Annotated in this window: 19 protein-coding genes; 13 read left to right on the forward strand and 6 right to left on the reverse strand. The window is 63.7% G+C overall.

The window, feature by feature from the left end; all coding sequences use genetic code 11:
- Positions 1–85: 85 nt before the first annotated feature.
- Both NKJ76_RS19420 and NKJ76_RS19425 read left to right on the forward strand, forming a co-directional pair.
- Positions 86–670 carry a BA14K family protein gene (locus NKJ76_RS19420; RefSeq protein ID WP_023738670.1) on the forward strand — a complete coding sequence of 195 codons (585 nt, stop codon included), beginning with the start codon at positions 86–88 and terminating at the stop codon, positions 668–670.
- Between the two features lie 85 nt (positions 671–755).
- The gene (locus NKJ76_RS19425) at positions 756–1,079 is read left to right on the forward strand and encodes a DUF2934 domain-containing protein (RefSeq protein WP_352538135.1); all 324 of its coding nucleotides are present in this window, start codon (positions 756–758) and stop codon (positions 1,077–1,079) included.
- Between the two features lie 666 nt (positions 1,080–1,745).
- Here the strand turns inward: NKJ76_RS19425 and NKJ76_RS19430 are convergent.
- A complete protein-coding gene (locus tag NKJ76_RS19430; protein ID WP_352538136.1) occupies positions 1,746–2,324 on the reverse strand; it encodes a hypothetical protein in 579 nt (192 codons plus the stop codon).
- Between the two features lie 565 nt (positions 2,325–2,889).
- Entirely contained in the window at positions 2,890–3,114 is a 225-nt protein-coding gene (locus NKJ76_RS19435; RefSeq protein WP_352538137.1) for a hypothetical protein, read from the reverse strand.
- Between the two features lie 360 nt (positions 3,115–3,474).
- Here NKJ76_RS19435 and minC point away from each other — a divergent pair, with 360 nt between their 5' ends.
- From minC to NKJ76_RS19475, 8 genes are all read left to right on the forward strand, one after another.
- A complete protein-coding gene (gene minC / locus NKJ76_RS19440; RefSeq protein ID WP_352538138.1) occupies positions 3,475–4,305 on the forward strand; it encodes a septum site-determining protein MinC in 831 nt (276 codons plus the stop codon).
- Positions 4,306–4,354: 49 nt separating this feature from the next.
- Entirely contained in the window at positions 4,355–5,170 is an 816-nt protein-coding gene (gene minD / locus NKJ76_RS19445) for a septum site-determining protein MinD (protein WP_023670342.1), read from the forward strand.
- A complete protein-coding gene (gene minE / locus NKJ76_RS19450) occupies positions 5,167–5,439 on the forward strand; it encodes a cell division topological specificity factor MinE (RefSeq protein WP_023684809.1) in 273 nt (90 codons plus the stop codon). The genes minD and minE overlap by 4 nt, the downstream gene beginning before the upstream one ends.
- Before the next feature lie 265 nt (positions 5,440–5,704).
- Positions 5,705–6,151 (forward strand): ArsR/SmtB family transcription factor, encoded by a 447-nt coding sequence (locus NKJ76_RS19455; protein WP_023834732.1) that lies wholly within the window; start codon positions 5,705–5,707, stop codon positions 6,149–6,151.
- Positions 6,148–6,684 carry an SRPBCC family protein gene (locus tag NKJ76_RS19460; RefSeq protein WP_023670345.1) on the forward strand — a complete coding sequence of 179 codons (537 nt, stop codon included), beginning with the start codon at positions 6,148–6,150 and terminating at the stop codon, positions 6,682–6,684. The genes NKJ76_RS19455 and NKJ76_RS19460 overlap by 4 nt, the downstream gene beginning before the upstream one ends.
- Before the next feature lie 165 nt (positions 6,685–6,849).
- A complete protein-coding gene (locus NKJ76_RS19465; RefSeq protein WP_352538139.1) occupies positions 6,850–7,431 on the forward strand; it encodes a dihydrofolate reductase family protein in 582 nt (193 codons plus the stop codon).
- A 159-nt stretch (positions 7,432–7,590) separates the two neighbouring features.
- On the forward strand, positions 7,591–8,472 hold the full coding sequence (locus NKJ76_RS19470; protein ID WP_023693874.1) for an EamA family transporter: 882 nt from the start codon (positions 7,591–7,593) through the stop codon (positions 8,470–8,472).
- A 144-nt stretch (positions 8,473–8,616) separates the two neighbouring features.
- Positions 8,617–9,792, forward strand: coding sequence for a hypothetical protein (locus tag NKJ76_RS19475; RefSeq protein WP_352538140.1), 1,176 nt, complete (start codon positions 8,617–8,619; stop codon positions 9,790–9,792).
- A 90-nt stretch (positions 9,793–9,882) separates the two neighbouring features.
- On the opposite strand, the gene NKJ76_RS19480 is transcribed toward NKJ76_RS19475, so the two are convergent.
- The 4 genes from NKJ76_RS19480 to dinB all read right to left on the reverse strand — a co-directional run bounded on the left by NKJ76_RS19480 (position 9,883) and on the right by dinB (position 11,832).
- Positions 9,883–9,975, reverse strand: a complete 93-nt coding sequence (locus NKJ76_RS19480) for a hypothetical protein (protein ID WP_023689018.1) — start codon at positions 9,973–9,975, stop codon at positions 9,883–9,885.
- 73 nt (positions 9,976–10,048) lie between these two features.
- The gene (locus NKJ76_RS19485) at positions 10,049–10,147 is read right to left on the reverse strand and encodes a hypothetical protein (RefSeq protein WP_023684816.1); all 99 of its coding nucleotides are present in this window, start codon (positions 10,145–10,147) and stop codon (positions 10,049–10,051) included.
- A 59-nt stretch (positions 10,148–10,206) separates the two neighbouring features.
- Positions 10,207–10,305, reverse strand: coding sequence for a hypothetical protein (locus NKJ76_RS19490; RefSeq protein ID WP_023670351.1), 99 nt, complete (start codon positions 10,303–10,305; stop codon positions 10,207–10,209).
- 285 nt (positions 10,306–10,590) lie between these two features.
- Positions 10,591–11,832, reverse strand: a complete 1,242-nt coding sequence (gene dinB / locus NKJ76_RS19495) for a DNA polymerase IV (RefSeq protein WP_352538141.1) — start codon at positions 11,830–11,832, stop codon at positions 10,591–10,593.
- Positions 11,833–12,065: 233 nt separating this feature from the next.
- On the opposite strand from dinB, the gene NKJ76_RS19500 reads away from it, so the two are divergent.
- The 3 genes from NKJ76_RS19500 to NKJ76_RS19510 all read left to right on the forward strand — a co-directional run bounded on the left by NKJ76_RS19500 (position 12,066) and on the right by NKJ76_RS19510 (position 13,351).
- Complete coding sequence (locus NKJ76_RS19500) at positions 12,066–12,302, forward strand: hypothetical protein (RefSeq protein ID WP_023670353.1); 237 nt, start codon at positions 12,066–12,068, stop codon at positions 12,300–12,302.
- A 153-nt stretch (positions 12,303–12,455) separates the two neighbouring features.
- Positions 12,456–12,863 (forward strand): heme-copper oxidase family protein, encoded by a 408-nt coding sequence (locus NKJ76_RS19505; RefSeq protein ID WP_023670354.1) that lies wholly within the window; start codon positions 12,456–12,458, stop codon positions 12,861–12,863.
- A gap of 266 nt (positions 12,864–13,129) precedes the next feature.
- Positions 13,130–13,351 carry a hypothetical protein gene (locus tag NKJ76_RS19510; RefSeq protein WP_023670355.1) on the forward strand — a complete coding sequence of 74 codons (222 nt, stop codon included), beginning with the start codon at positions 13,130–13,132 and terminating at the stop codon, positions 13,349–13,351.
- Positions 13,352–13,553: the final 202 nt, after the last annotated feature.

Genomic DNA, 13,553 nt, shown 5'->3' on the forward strand with positions numbered 1-13,553 from the left:
GTCAGACTTAGGTCCCTCGCGCCTGCTTTTCTGGAACAAGCCGTGATGTCCCGCATTTTATTGGCAGGGACACAAGGAGTGTCGAGTGAAAGCGATTTTGGGACTGGTCGGCGGCTTCGTGCTGACCCTTGCGGTGTTCGGCAGCGGGCTGGTTTTCGCAGCCTGGCTGCTTGCCGCCAAGCCTGTGCGGGAGGCAAGGCCGACCGTCAGCGTGGCGGAACTGTGGACCCGGAAAGCGCGGCCGGTGGACAAGACGGCGCAGGACTTCGAACGTGTGCCGCCCGAGCAGTCCGCGCCTGCCGACATCGCCGCCAAGGAGCCAGCCCAGGACCCGGCCAGGCAGCAGCCCGATCCCACAGTCACCGGCGCCATCGCGCGGACCGAACTGCCGCCGCCGCATCTCGCCTGGTGCGCCAGCCGATACCGCTCCTACGATCCCGACGACAACAGCTACATGTCCTATAGCGGACAGCAGCGCACCTGCGTATCGCCCTATCTCGCCGCCGACCGCGTCGCGCCGCGAGAGGCAAGCTACGTCGAGGGCGCGGGCGCCTACGCGGCCGCCGGCGGCGACCATGTCGAATCCTGCTTCAGCCGCTATCGCTCCTACCGTCCGGAAGACAACAGCTACCAGCCATATTCCGGCGGGCCGAGACGGCAATGCGAATAGCCAGCGCGAAGGGCGCCGCAACCATTGCGACCGCGCGATTTCTGGGATCGTTCGGATCGTCCTCAAAGCCCAGGGGAGAACCACCATGGAAGACGACCGGCATCACAAGATACAGCAGCGCGCCTATCAGATCTGGGAGCGCGAAGGCACTGGTGACCCCGAGCACCACTGGCACCGGGCCGAGGCCGAAATCGACCGCGAAGCAGCCCTGCCGCTGACCGCCGACGACGCCCTGCCGCGCGAGATCGCCAGCACCGACATCCTGGCGGTCGAGGAACTGGCCATGCGCACCGGCATATCGGGCGAGGAAGCGCAGGAGCTGATCGACAGGCTCGGCACGGACCGGGCGGCGGTTGAGCAGGCGGCGAGGGGCTTAAAGGAAAGCGGGCGGCGAAATCTTGATCGGTAAAAATGCGGGCAAGAACCACGATTTACGGTCTGCCGAAGACAACCTGTGGACGGTCACCATCGACAAGGACAAGAAGATCATCGAGTGCGCCGCGTGCTTTTGTGCCTAGACCTGCAAACCGCACACGGCGTGGCGCACCGTTTGCCGTTATAACGCCGTGCCAAAGCCGAAGCGCGATAGCAACTGACTGGTGCACGGCGGAATGGCATCAGTCTCTGCGCCCAAGGCGCGTGATCCTTGATAAGTAGCTGCTGCTTCCCCATCACAGATGTAACCGCCATTGGACGGCAACGCGCATATCGCGTCACTCGCATGCAACATCCGCAACGACCACCTCTAAAGCCTAGGCACCCCGGAAATGCATTCGCGATATCTGTCGGTGCATCGGCGATGTTGGTTTGCAACGCATTCGGATCGCAAATGATCAAGCGATCAGCACCCCACTCGAGCTTTACGGATTGATCGGCAAAGTGTCGCTTCAGGTCGACCAGTTCTCCACCCGCGCAACGTTTCTCAACCTGAAAATCAATTTTAAATGGCGAGGGAGGGGCAAATTGTGTGAGAAACCAACTGTATCCGCCAGCTATCCAGATCCCCACGATCGTGACCGCGACAAGTCCCGCGACCCATAGTCCGAACTTCTTAAGTAGCTTCATCATCTGTGGTTCACGAAGAGGGAGGAGCGATCATATAGGCGAGCCATACATCTCCCACCCGAAATTCGATCCGCAGCCATCCGCTCGATTCCCCGACGCTACATTTGAGCCCACCTTCGCCTTCCAAAACCGCGCCACCCTTTCCGGACATCTTGTCCTGAAGGGCGTTTACGCATTGCATGATGAGGTCTTCATTCGCCTTCAGCAGACTAGGAACGACGTCACGCGCCAAATTGAGATCAAGTGGTAAGCTAGCGTCGGCTGCCGTCGACATGAATTGTTGGAATTGCTCTTGGAGCTTGGCATTAAGCGCCGCGGCATCGTCTTTGCGGTCAAGCAGTTGGATCACGATCGCGGCTTGGGTCTGGCTTCCTTCAAGACTTTGGACGGTAATATCGCACCATTGGCGGTCCTTAATTTCTGTCGACCAGCACGCAGTCGCATTTTTGACCCATGCGCCGTTAATCGGTTCCGACTCCTTCTGTGTGTCGCAGGTGCACTTCTCTCGCTCGGGATTTCCTGCGTTCGCCAACGCGACGTGAAAAATTAGCCCGGAGATCAACGACAGCATAAGTATTGCGCGTTTCATCAGATGCCACCGTCTATCTTTGTCGTTTCGAGTTCATCTTCCGGTAGCCTCTAAATCTTCGATGGCCTTGGTACCCATGACGACGGTGATCTTGGCCTCGCGGTCGCCGCTGATCTCGACTAGTTCGTCCAGATTGCGCATTCAACTGTTTGGCCGGTAGTGGAGTCGCGAACGCTCTTGTGGGACACACGGTGAAGTCCCAGTTTCAGCATAGCAGCTCTATTGGCCGCGACGAAATTCGGTTCGCCGACTTGCCACTCCCAGCGCTTGTTCTTCGGGTTGGGCTTCCAGGTAAACCTAGACCCATAAATCTGGCGGCCATCGATCCGGCAGTCCATACTCGCCGGCATGAAGCCCTGTCGCCTCATCGCCTCGTCGAGCGGCACAGCGGTGGTCTTGTTCTGCCATCCGTCCTTGTTGGCGGTCGAGACTGTAGTGCATCCCGCAAGGAATATGCTTGCCAGTACCAGCGCGCCGATTGCGGCGCTTGCTTTGGCTGCGCGCCTGCTACGATCTTGTCTCACCACTCACCTCCTGTGAACTTACCCGGCTCAATGATCCGCACTTACGTCTTCGTCGCCCCGCAGCGTCCCTTGAGAAACGCTATCTCGGCCTCGTGGTCGCCACCCGACATGGATGCAATCGGCACGCCGATCAGGAAGACGCCGAGCGCATCGCCGGTTGCTGACTTGTTCTGCTGGTTCGATATGACGGCAAGGTGCTGTCTGTCGGCCGGGGTGCAGGGCCGGAATTTGGAACGCCGGCTATCCTGTCGGGCGGCGTGGCGCATGCTGCGAGCAAGCCAGCAGCGATAGTGTCAAACACTGCGTTTCATAATTCCCCCCAAATAAAACCCGTCCCACGCCGACATTACGCGGCGCATGGCGGTGCGCAAGTATTCAACGCTCGGCAATACATGATTATTTTCAACATCTGCGCCGACACTTGCTGCGTTGCGGTCGTCGCGATTGCAGCTTGCCTAGCTGACGGCAGGGGAATGGTCGCGTCGATTAGCGTCTTTGCAAGGGTCGCAGGACCTGGCACGGGTTGTCAGGAAAAGCGCTCCCACTGCTCGTGAATACCCACCGCATTAACCTTTCATTAACCATACCACCGCTAGCGTTTACCTCTCAGTAAGGAATCGCCCGCCGTGACCTTTGCCGCTCCCCTCGAGGCCAAATCCATTCGCTTTCGCGCCCGCTCCTTCGTGGCTTTCACGCTGACGCCGGAGGCGCCTTTGGACGTTTGGCTGGAGAGCCTCGATCGCTGGGTCGGCAATTCGCCGGGATATTTTGCGGGGCGCCCGGTGGTGCTCGACCTGAACGTGCTCAAGCCCGATGTCGTGGCCATCGAAGCGCTGGTCGATCTACTCGGCCAGCGCGGCATTCGCATCTATGCCATCGAGCTCGACGGCGGCGCCGAGCTTGGCGCGCATCTGCCGCCGGTGCTGGTCGGCGCCAAGGAGGCGACCACCGACGGTCTGCTGCAGCCCAGCCGCAAGGCGGGCAGGGCGGAGGACGCCACTGCAGGAAGCGACATAAAGGCGGCCGGTGACATCAAGGCAGAGGCCGGCGATTTGAAGGCGGGCGATTTGAAACCGGCGAGCGATGCCAAGGCACAGCCGAAAGACGCCAAAATCGCCGCACCCGACGCCAGCACGCTGATGATCCGCTCGCCGATCCGTTCAGGGCAGCTGATCTTCCACCCGCATGGCGATGTCATCGTGCTGGGCTCCGTCGCGTCCGGCTCCGAGATCGTCGCCACCGGCTCGATCCACGTCTATGGCACGCTGCGCGGCCGCGCGTCGGCAGGGGCGCAGGGCAATACCGCCGCGCGTGTCTTCTGCCGCAAGAACGAGGCCGAGCTTCTCTCGGTCGATGGCTGGTATTGCACGGCCGAGGAGATGGACCCGTCAGTCCGGGGCAAGCCTGTGCAGGCATTTCTCGACAACGGCATGCTGCGCATCGCCCCTTTCAGCTAATGCGTCTCGCCCGACAACGACATAACGAACAACAACGGAGGCTTTATTGATGGGCAAGGTAGTGGTGGTCACCTCGGGCAAGGGGGGCGTCGGCAAGACGACCTCTACCGCGGCTCTGGGGGCGGCGGTCGCCAAGACCGGCAAGAAGGTGGCGCTGGTCGATTTCGATGTCGGCCTGCGCAACCTCGATTTGATCATGGGCGCCGAGCGCCGCGTGGTGTTCGACCTCGTCAACGTCATCCAAGGCTCGGCAAAGCTGTCGCAGGCGCTGATCCGCGACAAGCGGGTCGAGACGCTGTTCCTGCTGCCGGCCTCGCAGACGCGCGACAAGGATGCGCTGACCGAGGAGGGCGTCGCCGAGGTCATCGGCAAGCTGCGCTCGGTGTTCGACTACGTCTTCTGCGACAGCCCAGCCGGCATCGAGCGCGGCGCGCAGCTCGCCATGCGCTTTGCCGACGAGGCGGTCATCGTCACCAATCCGGAAGTGTCGTCGGTGCGCGATTCCGACCGCATCATCGGCCTGCTCGATTCCCGCACCTTGCGCGCCGAGGAGGGCGAGCAGATCGCCAAGCATGTGCTGGTCACGCGCTACGATGCGGGACGCGCCGCGCGCGGTGAAATGCTGTCGATCGACGATGTGCTGGAGATCCTGTCGGTGCCGCTGCTCGGCATCATTCCGGAAAGCCAGGATGTGCTGCGCGCCTCCAACCTCGGTTCGCCGGTGACGCTGTCGGAGCCGCTGAACGCCGCTGCCAAGGCTTACATCGACGCGGCCAAGCGCCTCGAGGGCGAACAGCTGCCGGTCATCGTGCCCTTCGAACGCAAGGGCTTCCTCGATCGTCTTTTGGGAAGGAGGGCGGCATGAACCTGCTCGACATCTTCAAGCGGCGCACCAGCGCGCCGGTGGCGCGCGAACGGCTGCAAGTGCTGCTTGCCTATGAGCGCCGCAACCGCAGCCAGCCCGATCTCGTCTCCATCCTGCGCGAAGAGATCATGGCGGTGATCGCCAAGCATGTGCAGATCGACCAGGATTATCTGCAAGTTTCGATGGACCGCGGCGAGACCATGTCGACGCTGGAGATCGACATCCAGATCCCCAACAAGAGCGCAGTGCCGCTGGCCATGGCTGGGTGAGGTTACCCTCCCCCTTGTGGGGAGGGTCGATCCGCAAAGCGGATCGGGGTGGGGGTCTGCGCGGACCTCCGCCATCTTGGGTTCCTCTCCCAGACTTTCGTGAGGGAAGAGGAAATCCACATCCCCCACGGTCAGCGCTAGTACCCCCGCCCGGACCTACGGTCCGACCTCCCCACAAGGGGGAGGTAGGGGGCCAGCGCCTCTCCCCAAAAAACATTCAACCAACTAGTTGACTATCTAAAATCTCGCCTCTATATTCAACTACATGGTTGAATTAGAGACGCCCCAGATGGACCAGGTTTTTCACGCCCTTGGCGACGCCACGCGCCGGAACATGCTTAACCACCTCGCCGGCGGCGAGCGCACGGTGAGCGAGCTGGCTCAACCCTTCGCCATGTCGCTGGCCGCCGCCTCCAAGCACATCAAGGCGCTGGAGCATGCCGGGCTGATCCGGCGCGAAGTGCGCGGGCGCACCCATGTCTGCCGCCTCGAGGCCCGCCCGCTGGCCACCGCCTATCAGTGGCTCGGCCAATACGCGCGTTTCTGGAACAGCCGCCTCGATGTCCTCGAACAGCTTATGCGCGAGGAGGCGGGGCGCAAAACGTCGACAACGCCGTCAACGCCGGCACCGGCAAATCCAGAACCATCCAAGCCGGAATCACCCAAGCCAGACACATCCAGGCCAACATCATCCGAGGGAGACGACCGATGAACCAGATGAACAGCTTCGACGGCTACGCCCAGCTGATCCAGCCGGCCACTTTGAGGATCGAACGGCTTTTGCCCGGAACCAGGGAGCGCGTCTGGGAATATCTGACGCAGAGCGATCTGCGCCGCCAATGGCTGGCGGCCGGCGACATGGAGATGGAGGAAGGCTCTTCCTTCGAGCTGGTCTGGCGCAATGACGAACTGACCGACCCGCCCGGCGAAAGGCCGGCCAGCTTCAGTGGCGGCGAGCAGCGGATGCACAACCAGATCGTCGAGTGCGATCCGCCGCGCAAGCTCACCATCACCTGGAACGGCAGCGGCAATGTCACCTTCGAATTGGCGCAGCGCGGCGACGACGTTCTGCTCACCCTGGTCCACCGCCGCCTGCCGGACCGCTCGAGCCTGATGATGCATGCCGCAGGCTGGCACGTGCATCTCGACCTCCTGGTTGCCCGCGTGGCGGCCGAGAAACCCGAACCGTTCTGGGACAGCTTTAGCCGTATCGTGGCGGAATACGACCGGCGCCTGCCGGCCTGACCTGACCTGACGCATCGCCCGGTCCAACCGGGCACCATCGATCCCTTGCGCCGGATGCCGGCGCAAGGGTCGGCGAAACACGCGCCTTCGCCAGACACCGCGGCGCGTCAGCGGAAGTGAAACCAGGCAACGTGCTTGCATCCCGCAAGCCCGAAGGAGGAAGTCATGCGTAAATTGATCACCGGAATGAAGATCTCCATCGACGGCAAGATGGAAGGCCCCGAAGGCTTCGCCGACTGGGTCGACAACTGGTCGGAGGAATACGGCCTGATGCCCGAGATCGACGCCTGCCTGCTCGGCGGCGTCATGTATGCCGGTTATGAGCGCTACTGGAGCGCGATCCAACAGAACGAGCCGGACCAGCCATTGCCGATGACCGGCAGGCTGGTCGACCCGGCCGAACTCGAATGGGCGCGCTTTGCCGCGAAAAGCCCGCACTATGTGCTGTCGAACACCATGACTTCGGCCGCCTGGGCCTCGACGCGCTTCCTGCGCAGCCTCGACGACATCGCGGCGCTGAAGCGCGAGCCCGGCAAGGACATCTATCTCATGGGCGGCGCCCGCATCACCGCCAGCCTGATTGAGGCGGGGCTAGTGGATGAAATGCGGCTCATCGTCTATCCGCTGCTCGCCGGCGACGGCAAGGCGCTGTTCGGCACGGTGCACGCCCGGCACGGACTGGAACTGCGCCAGGTCGGCCAGCTGTCGGATGGGCGGGTGAGGCTGGTGTATGGGCTGGCGAGCTAGCCTCTTTTCCTCTCCCCCGATCGACGGGGGAGAGGAAATGCGTCGGCGTTCGCCTTCCACGTCTTGCCCCATCAACAGTCTGCCCGTGCCACACGACAGCCAGGCCTATTATCCATATCTCGGGCCAACGCTGCGGCGCACCGCGCGGAGGGACTGGAATTGACGTCGACGCAGATTGCCGCAGCTGAAGCGAAGGGCTTGCCGATCGGCGCGTTGCTTGGCGCCATGGTGTCGATCCAGATCGGCGCCACCTTCGCCAAGGGCCTGTTTCCACTGATCGGCGCCAATGGCACCACGGCGCTGCGGCTGGTCGTGGGGGCGCTGATGCTGGCGGCGGTGCTGAGGCCGTGGCGGGTGCGGCCGTCGCGCGCCGTGCTGCCCTGGCTCATCGCCTACGGCGTCAACCTCGCGGCGCTGAACCTGCTGTTTTATGCAGCGCTCGCCAGAATTCCGCTCGGCGTCGCGGTGGCGCTCGAATTCTGCGGCCCGCTGCTCGTGGCGACGCTGTCGTCGCGGCGCGCCACCGACTTCGTCTGGGTGGTGCTGGCCGTTGCCGGCATATTGCTGTTGTCGCCCTTCATCCACTCCGGCAGTGCACTCGACCCGATCGGCGTGATGCTGGCGCTGGCCGCCGGCGGCTGCTGGGCGCTCTACATCGTCTTTGCGCAAAAGGCGGGCGCCGAGCTTGGCAGCCAGACCACGGCTTACGGGCTGGTCATTGCCGCTGCTCTCGCCCTGCCGTTCGGCCTAGCCGAGGCGGGTACCGGCCTGATCGCACCCGCGATCCTGGTCAGCGCGCTGCTGGTCGGGCTGTTCTCCAGCGCCTTGCCGTTCTGGCTGGAGATGGTGGCGCTGACCCGGATGCCGGCCAGGCTCTACGGCACGCTGACTTGTCTGGAGCCGGCGCTGGGCGCGCTGGCCGGCTTCCTGTTCCTGCACGAGACCCTGAGCCCGCTGCAGTGCGCGGGCGTCGCCGCCGTGGTCGTCGCCGCCTTCGGCGCCGCGCTGACCACCAAGCCGCCGGTGCCGTCGCCGGAATAGTTGCCCGAGATGGGTATATGAGGCCGACGCCATGTCCGCCGGTCCCGTGTCCGGTTGCTCAAGCGCCTGCAGCATCGATATATGGATCGATGTATGTGCAGGAGATCCAGATGAGCAGGGCCGACAGCATTGCTTGAGCCGTCCGTGATCAAGGCAATACTCCTTGCCGGGCTCGCCGCTGTCGTTGCGGCTTTGGCCTGGCGGCTGGCGCGGTCGCGTCGCAGAGCCCGGCTTCGTGAAGATCCGGCCAACGACTACGCCGTGCGCCGGGACTGGTCGGGCAACCACGGCAAGCTCAATCATTCGACCTTTGTCTACTTCGATGCCGATCGCGACGGCCGCTACGGGCTCGGCGACCGCCCGATGGCCGGCATCATGGTCAGACTGCATGATGGCGACGGCCGCTTCGTCGCCGCGGCGCGGAGCAACCGCGGCGGCTTTGCCAATTTCCTGGCGTCGGCGAAACGTCGGGCCGCGCCCATCCATGTGCCGGGCAGCTACCGCTTCACCGTGTCGGTTCCGCCCGGCTGGCGCTCCAGCAGCGCCAACGAGGTCCAGTCGCAGCACCTCCGGCCGCTGCCGGGCTCGCCCACCGGGCTGGCCTCGGAAGCAATGCTGCAGCCGGTCGGCCTGTTTGCGATACGCCGGCTCAGCGGCCGCGTAGCGGACGGTGCTTCGGCGAGCATCTCGGTGATGGCGAAAGGGCAAGAGGTGGCGGTGCATCCGCTAAGTGCTGGGGCTGGCTTCCGTCTCGATCTGCCCGATGACGCCGACGCGATCGAAATCACCGGCGGTGGCATGGAACGACGACTGGCCTTGTCGGCCTACCCGACCGAACTCGGCCTGCTGTCGCCCGAGAACGCGGCCGTCGACAGCGCCGCGTCCTTGCAGGCCATCGGTTTCGACGATGTCACGACGCGCGGCCTGCGCAAGGTGCCGTCCGGTTATGCCGGGTTGACCTGGTTCAACCTGAACGCACTGGCGCGCGATCATACCGAAGGCAGCGAAGGCTACGTCAACGGCAATATCTCGGGAGACCATGTCTGCTATACGAGCAGCGGACACCCGGCCGAATTCTCGAGCGACAAACCGTTCGGGTTCCATTCCGTGATGCTGACAGCGGCATGGTTGAAGTCCGAAGGCGAAACCGCACTGGTCGAGAGCTGGCTTGGCGACCGGCTGATCGCCAGCGACACGATCGTCCTGTCGGCAATGGCGCCCGTCCACTATGCGCCGATGCTGGCGGCGGTGACGCGCGTGCGCCTTTCAACGAGCCACTATTGGCAGCTCGTGCTCGACGATCTGGTGGTTGTGCGCTGAACGGTCCCGCCGCCTGCGGGAGATCATGCTCCGGAAACGATCAAGCCGCCCGACTCTGCCAGGAGGATCTCGATCTACCGGGGAACGAGTTTAGCCCGGAATAGGAGCAGAAGCGCCGTTCGCGGTGATCTGCGAGAGCTTGCCCTTTTTTACCAGCACTGGCTTGGAATAGGTCTTCCTCATTTTCCACTCTCCACGTCGGGCACCCAAAGCCCCGTTCCCGGCCAGACGGCACGAGGCGTCGGATAATCGGCTGCTAGACGGCGACCGGCCCGGAGCCGTTACCATTGTCGGCTGTAACCTGCGAGAGCTTGCCCTTCTTGACCAGCACCGGCTTCGAATAGGTCTTCTTCATGCCGCATCTCCAGTGTCAGGCGAGGCCGCCAGATCAGGCGACAGTCCGACTCAACGACTTCACTCGATCGGGCCGGAACCCGCTCCATTGGCGAGCGCCGTAACCTGCGAAAGCTTGCCTTTTTTGACCAGAACAGGCTTCGAATAGGTTTTCTTCATAGTGAATCCTCCAAGCTTACGCGATAATGCCAGACGGATCGGCACTGTCAACCTTCGCGGCGCCGTCGTCCCGCCCCGGGTTTTCTTGGCGCCGATGCGCTAACTGCAAGTCCACCTTCATCGACAAAGCGTTGTTCTTGGGCGTGCATGGCGTGGCCGGGTTGCGGTGCGAAAAATGTCCGAAACTGTGGCGGGTCTGGCCTGGTTGGTCGGCCTGCTCAAACAGAGCGGCAATGCAGCGCGGACTGGCCCAGCCTAAACATTGGCCTTGCCGTCGCGCCGCACTCACAGTTCCTTCTCCGCCAGTTCGCGGAAGGCATCGGGAACCGAGCGCCGGGCTTCCAGCGCCACGGCGCCATAGCCGACAGCCTCTCTGCCAAAGCGCTGGCGGATCTTGTCGATGGCGCGGTCGGCGCCAAAGCGCGCCAGGCCTTGCCTGCTGCCGGGCCGCTGCTTTTCATCGGCAAGCCCGAGCGGCAGCTCCAGCTGCAGCTCGGCACTTTCTTCCAGCTGCGACACCGAGATCGCCAGCAGCGAGATGGTCTTCTCCCGAGGGTTGGCGGCCAGCACGCCGCGCACCAGCTCCCCGGCGATTTCGGCCAGCATCGCGGTTGCCGAAATCGGCTGATCGAGCGTCAGCGAGCGTGTGACCGCGCGCAGATCGGCGAAACGCACGCGCACCGTCACCGTGCGCCCGGGCCGTGATTTCGCCCTGAGCCGGCTGGCGACCCGGTCTGCCAGATGCAGCAGGACGGGTCCGAAGATACGCGCCTCGGCCGGCCGTCTGCCAAGCGCCGACTGCGCGCCGGCGGAATGCGACCGCCTGTGGGTTTCGAGCTTTCGCGGGTCGCGGTTCCATGCCAGCGACGCCAGCTTTTCGCCGGCGGCGGGCCCGAGCGATCTTCGCAGCGCCCCACCATGCGTCTTTGCCAACTGGCCGATGGTCTCGATGCCGATCTCGGCCAGCCGCGCTCTGGTCGCCGGGCCGACGCCCCACATCAGCCCGACCGGCAGATCATGCAGGAAGGCAAGTTCGGTGTCCAGATCGACCACCACCAGCCCGTCGGGCTTGGCCACCTGCGAGGCGATCTTGGCCAGATGCTTGGTGCGCGCCACGCCGATCGAGATCGGCAGGCCGAGCTCTGCCCGGACGCGCTGACGCACCGTGGCGGCGATCTCGGCCGGCGGCCCGAACAGATGCGTGCAGCCGGCGACGTCGGCAAAGGCTTCATCGATGGAAATCCGCTCGACCAGCGGCGTGAAATCGTCGAGCACCTTGATGGCGGCGTCGCCCAGCCGCTGATAGTCGGCGAAATGGCCGCCGACGAAGATCAGTCCGGGGCAAAGCTCGCGCGCGCGTCGTCCGGGCATGCCGCCGCGCACGCCGAAAGCCCTGGCTTCGTAGGAAGCGGCAAGCACGACGCCGCCGCCGACGGCGATCGGCTTGCCCCTGAGCGCCGGGTCGAGCAGCTGCTCGACCGAGGCGTAGAAGGCGTCGAGATCCGCATGCAGGATGGTGGGCTCCATCCCGACCGTTCCCTTTGCGGCGTTGCAGCATTAGCCGCGTCTGTTGTGAGAGGCGTTTTTGCCGAACAAATAGAGAACAAACAGGGCCTATTGTCAAGCGAAGCGGTTGTCGCCGGCCGGCCCGTTCCAGGTCGGGCTGTCGAGTGCTCCGCCTGGGCATCGGACCTGCGGAACATTGTCTCTCGCCTCGGCGTTCATATCCGCGACGGGACGCTGTTTTTGTGGAGGCCGGTATGGGCCAGTTCGAGATGATCGACCTCGTCAGCGTCATTGACGCCTGCACGAGCGATCGCGTTGCCGGGCACTGCGTGTCAATGGCCAGGGCGGTGGAGGAGTTGCGAGTGCTGACCGGTGATTTCGTATCGCCGGACGAGACGGTGGCCAACGCGCTGTCGGCAGTGGCGCTGGGGCGCGGCTGCGCGGTGGTGTTCGACGAGCGAGCGGGCGCCGACATCTTGCTGACGCCGTAGCGGGGCGGCGCCGGGTTGTGGCAGCCAGAAAAGTCGAACAGCGTGCAAAAAGCTGTGCAGGCATGGCCCATAAGCGCGGCGTGGAAAATTTCTGTGCGTGGGTGTATTCTCCAGGACGCAAGCGGTCGCAGACCGCATAGGGGGAGAAATGACATGCCGAGGATTTCGGAACTCTTTTTCAAAACTGCCATCTTGTTCCTGATGTTGGGGATTGCGGCCGGCCTGCAGATGGCGATCTCGGGCGACCACGCCGCTTTTCCGGCGCACGCGCATATCAATCTGCTCGGTTGGGTGACGAGCGCCATCTTCGGCGGCTACTACGCGCTCAATCCGCAAAAGGCGGCGCGTCGCATCGCCATGATCCACTACGGGCTCTACACACTCGGCCTGGTGATCATGCTGCCGGCGCTGTATGTGATGCTGCAGGGAAACCCGGCGCTTGAACCGATCGTCGCCGGCGGCTCGGTCATTATCGCCGCTGCCGTTCTGGTTTTTGCTTTCGTGGTGTTTTCGCCCGAAACGGCGCGCTCGGTGTCCGGCGTGGTTCCGGCCTCTCGCTGACTGTTCGCGCGCGGCGATCAAAGTCCGACCCGCATTCGCGACCCGCGACACGGGTTGGCCAGGCCGATGGCCGCAGCCGCTGGCTGCGGTGTCTATCGCCGCGTCGGCGCTTAACATACCCGAGTCCCACCACGTATTATTTCGTGACTATTTGGCGCCGGAACCTTCCCAGATATCGCGCGTTGCGGCGACTGTATTCGCGCTGCCTTATATATAGGCAGACTTGAGTACGTCCACAGCATGGGTTGGGGGAGGAGCAGGCCACCATGTCGAACAGAGAAATCGGAACGTCGGCCTCACTGGGCCGACGCATCGCCGATCTGAAAGCCAGGATGCGAGACGCCAGCGTTACTGAACACGAGATGCAGACCTTCCAGAAGGTCGCGGCCATCATGGGGGGTGTCGAAGGCTCCCTACGCCTCGACGCCGACGACCTGATCGCGGCGTCCTTCGTCACCGAGGCGCTCGGCGATCCCGGGTCGAACTGAAGGTCAGAGCCCGTCGGCACTCAAGTGCCGGCGGGCGATGGCCCGGTTCGCAGCGTTGCGATGCTGGAGCGTGTCTGCGCCGCCCGCGGCGGGGATATCTTGCGCACTTTGAAGATTCAGGCGAGCGGCCTCAACGGCGCTTGAGATATTGGGCTTCGCGTTCGTGCTTCTCGGCTGCCTCGCGGCTGTCGAACGTGCCGAG

Origin of the sequence: Mesorhizobium sp. M0029, from assembly GCF_040323735.1 — a bacterium.
In the GTDB taxonomy this organism is placed as follows: Bacteria; Pseudomonadota; Alphaproteobacteria; order Rhizobiales; family Rhizobiaceae; genus Mesorhizobium.

Bases quoted from the DNA above. Each gene is read 5' to 3' on its own strand.
- NKJ76_RS19425 (WP_352538135.1), top strand. From the start codon at position 756: ATGGAAGACGACCGGCATCACAAGATACAGCAGCGCGCCTATCAGATC.
- NKJ76_RS19430 (WP_352538136.1), bottom strand. From the start codon at position 2,324: ATGAAACGCGCAATACTTATGCTGTCGTTGATCTCCGGGCTAATTTTT.
- NKJ76_RS19435 (WP_352538137.1), bottom strand. From the start codon at position 3,114: ATGCGCCACGCCGCCCGACAGGATAGCCGGCGTTCCAAATTCCGGCCC.
- minD (WP_023670342.1), top strand. From the start codon at position 4,355: ATGGGCAAGGTAGTGGTGGTCACCTCGGGCAAGGGGGGCGTCGGCAAG.
- minE (WP_023684809.1), top strand. From the start codon at position 5,167: ATGAACCTGCTCGACATCTTCAAGCGGCGCACCAGCGCGCCGGTGGCG.
- NKJ76_RS19455 (WP_023834732.1), top strand. From the start codon at position 5,705: ATGGTTGAATTAGAGACGCCCCAGATGGACCAGGTTTTTCACGCCCTT.
- NKJ76_RS19460 (WP_023670345.1), top strand. From the start codon at position 6,148: ATGAACCAGATGAACAGCTTCGACGGCTACGCCCAGCTGATCCAGCCG.
- NKJ76_RS19465 (WP_352538139.1), top strand. From the start codon at position 6,850: ATGCGTAAATTGATCACCGGAATGAAGATCTCCATCGACGGCAAGATG.
- NKJ76_RS19480 (WP_023689018.1), bottom strand. From the start codon at position 9,975: ATGAGGAAGACCTATTCCAAGCCAGTGCTGGTAAAAAAGGGCAAGCTC.
- NKJ76_RS19485 (WP_023684816.1), bottom strand. From the start codon at position 10,147: ATGAAGAAGACCTATTCGAAGCCGGTGCTGGTCAAGAAGGGCAAGCTC.
- NKJ76_RS19490 (WP_023670351.1), bottom strand. From the start codon at position 10,305: ATGAAGAAAACCTATTCGAAGCCTGTTCTGGTCAAAAAAGGCAAGCTT.
- dinB (WP_352538141.1), bottom strand. From the start codon at position 11,832: ATGGAGCCCACCATCCTGCATGCGGATCTCGACGCCTTCTACGCCTCG.
- NKJ76_RS19500 (WP_023670353.1), top strand. From the start codon at position 12,066: ATGGGCCAGTTCGAGATGATCGACCTCGTCAGCGTCATTGACGCCTGC.
- NKJ76_RS19505 (WP_023670354.1), top strand. From the start codon at position 12,456: ATGCCGAGGATTTCGGAACTCTTTTTCAAAACTGCCATCTTGTTCCTG.
- NKJ76_RS19510 (WP_023670355.1), top strand. From the start codon at position 13,130: ATGTCGAACAGAGAAATCGGAACGTCGGCCTCACTGGGCCGACGCATC.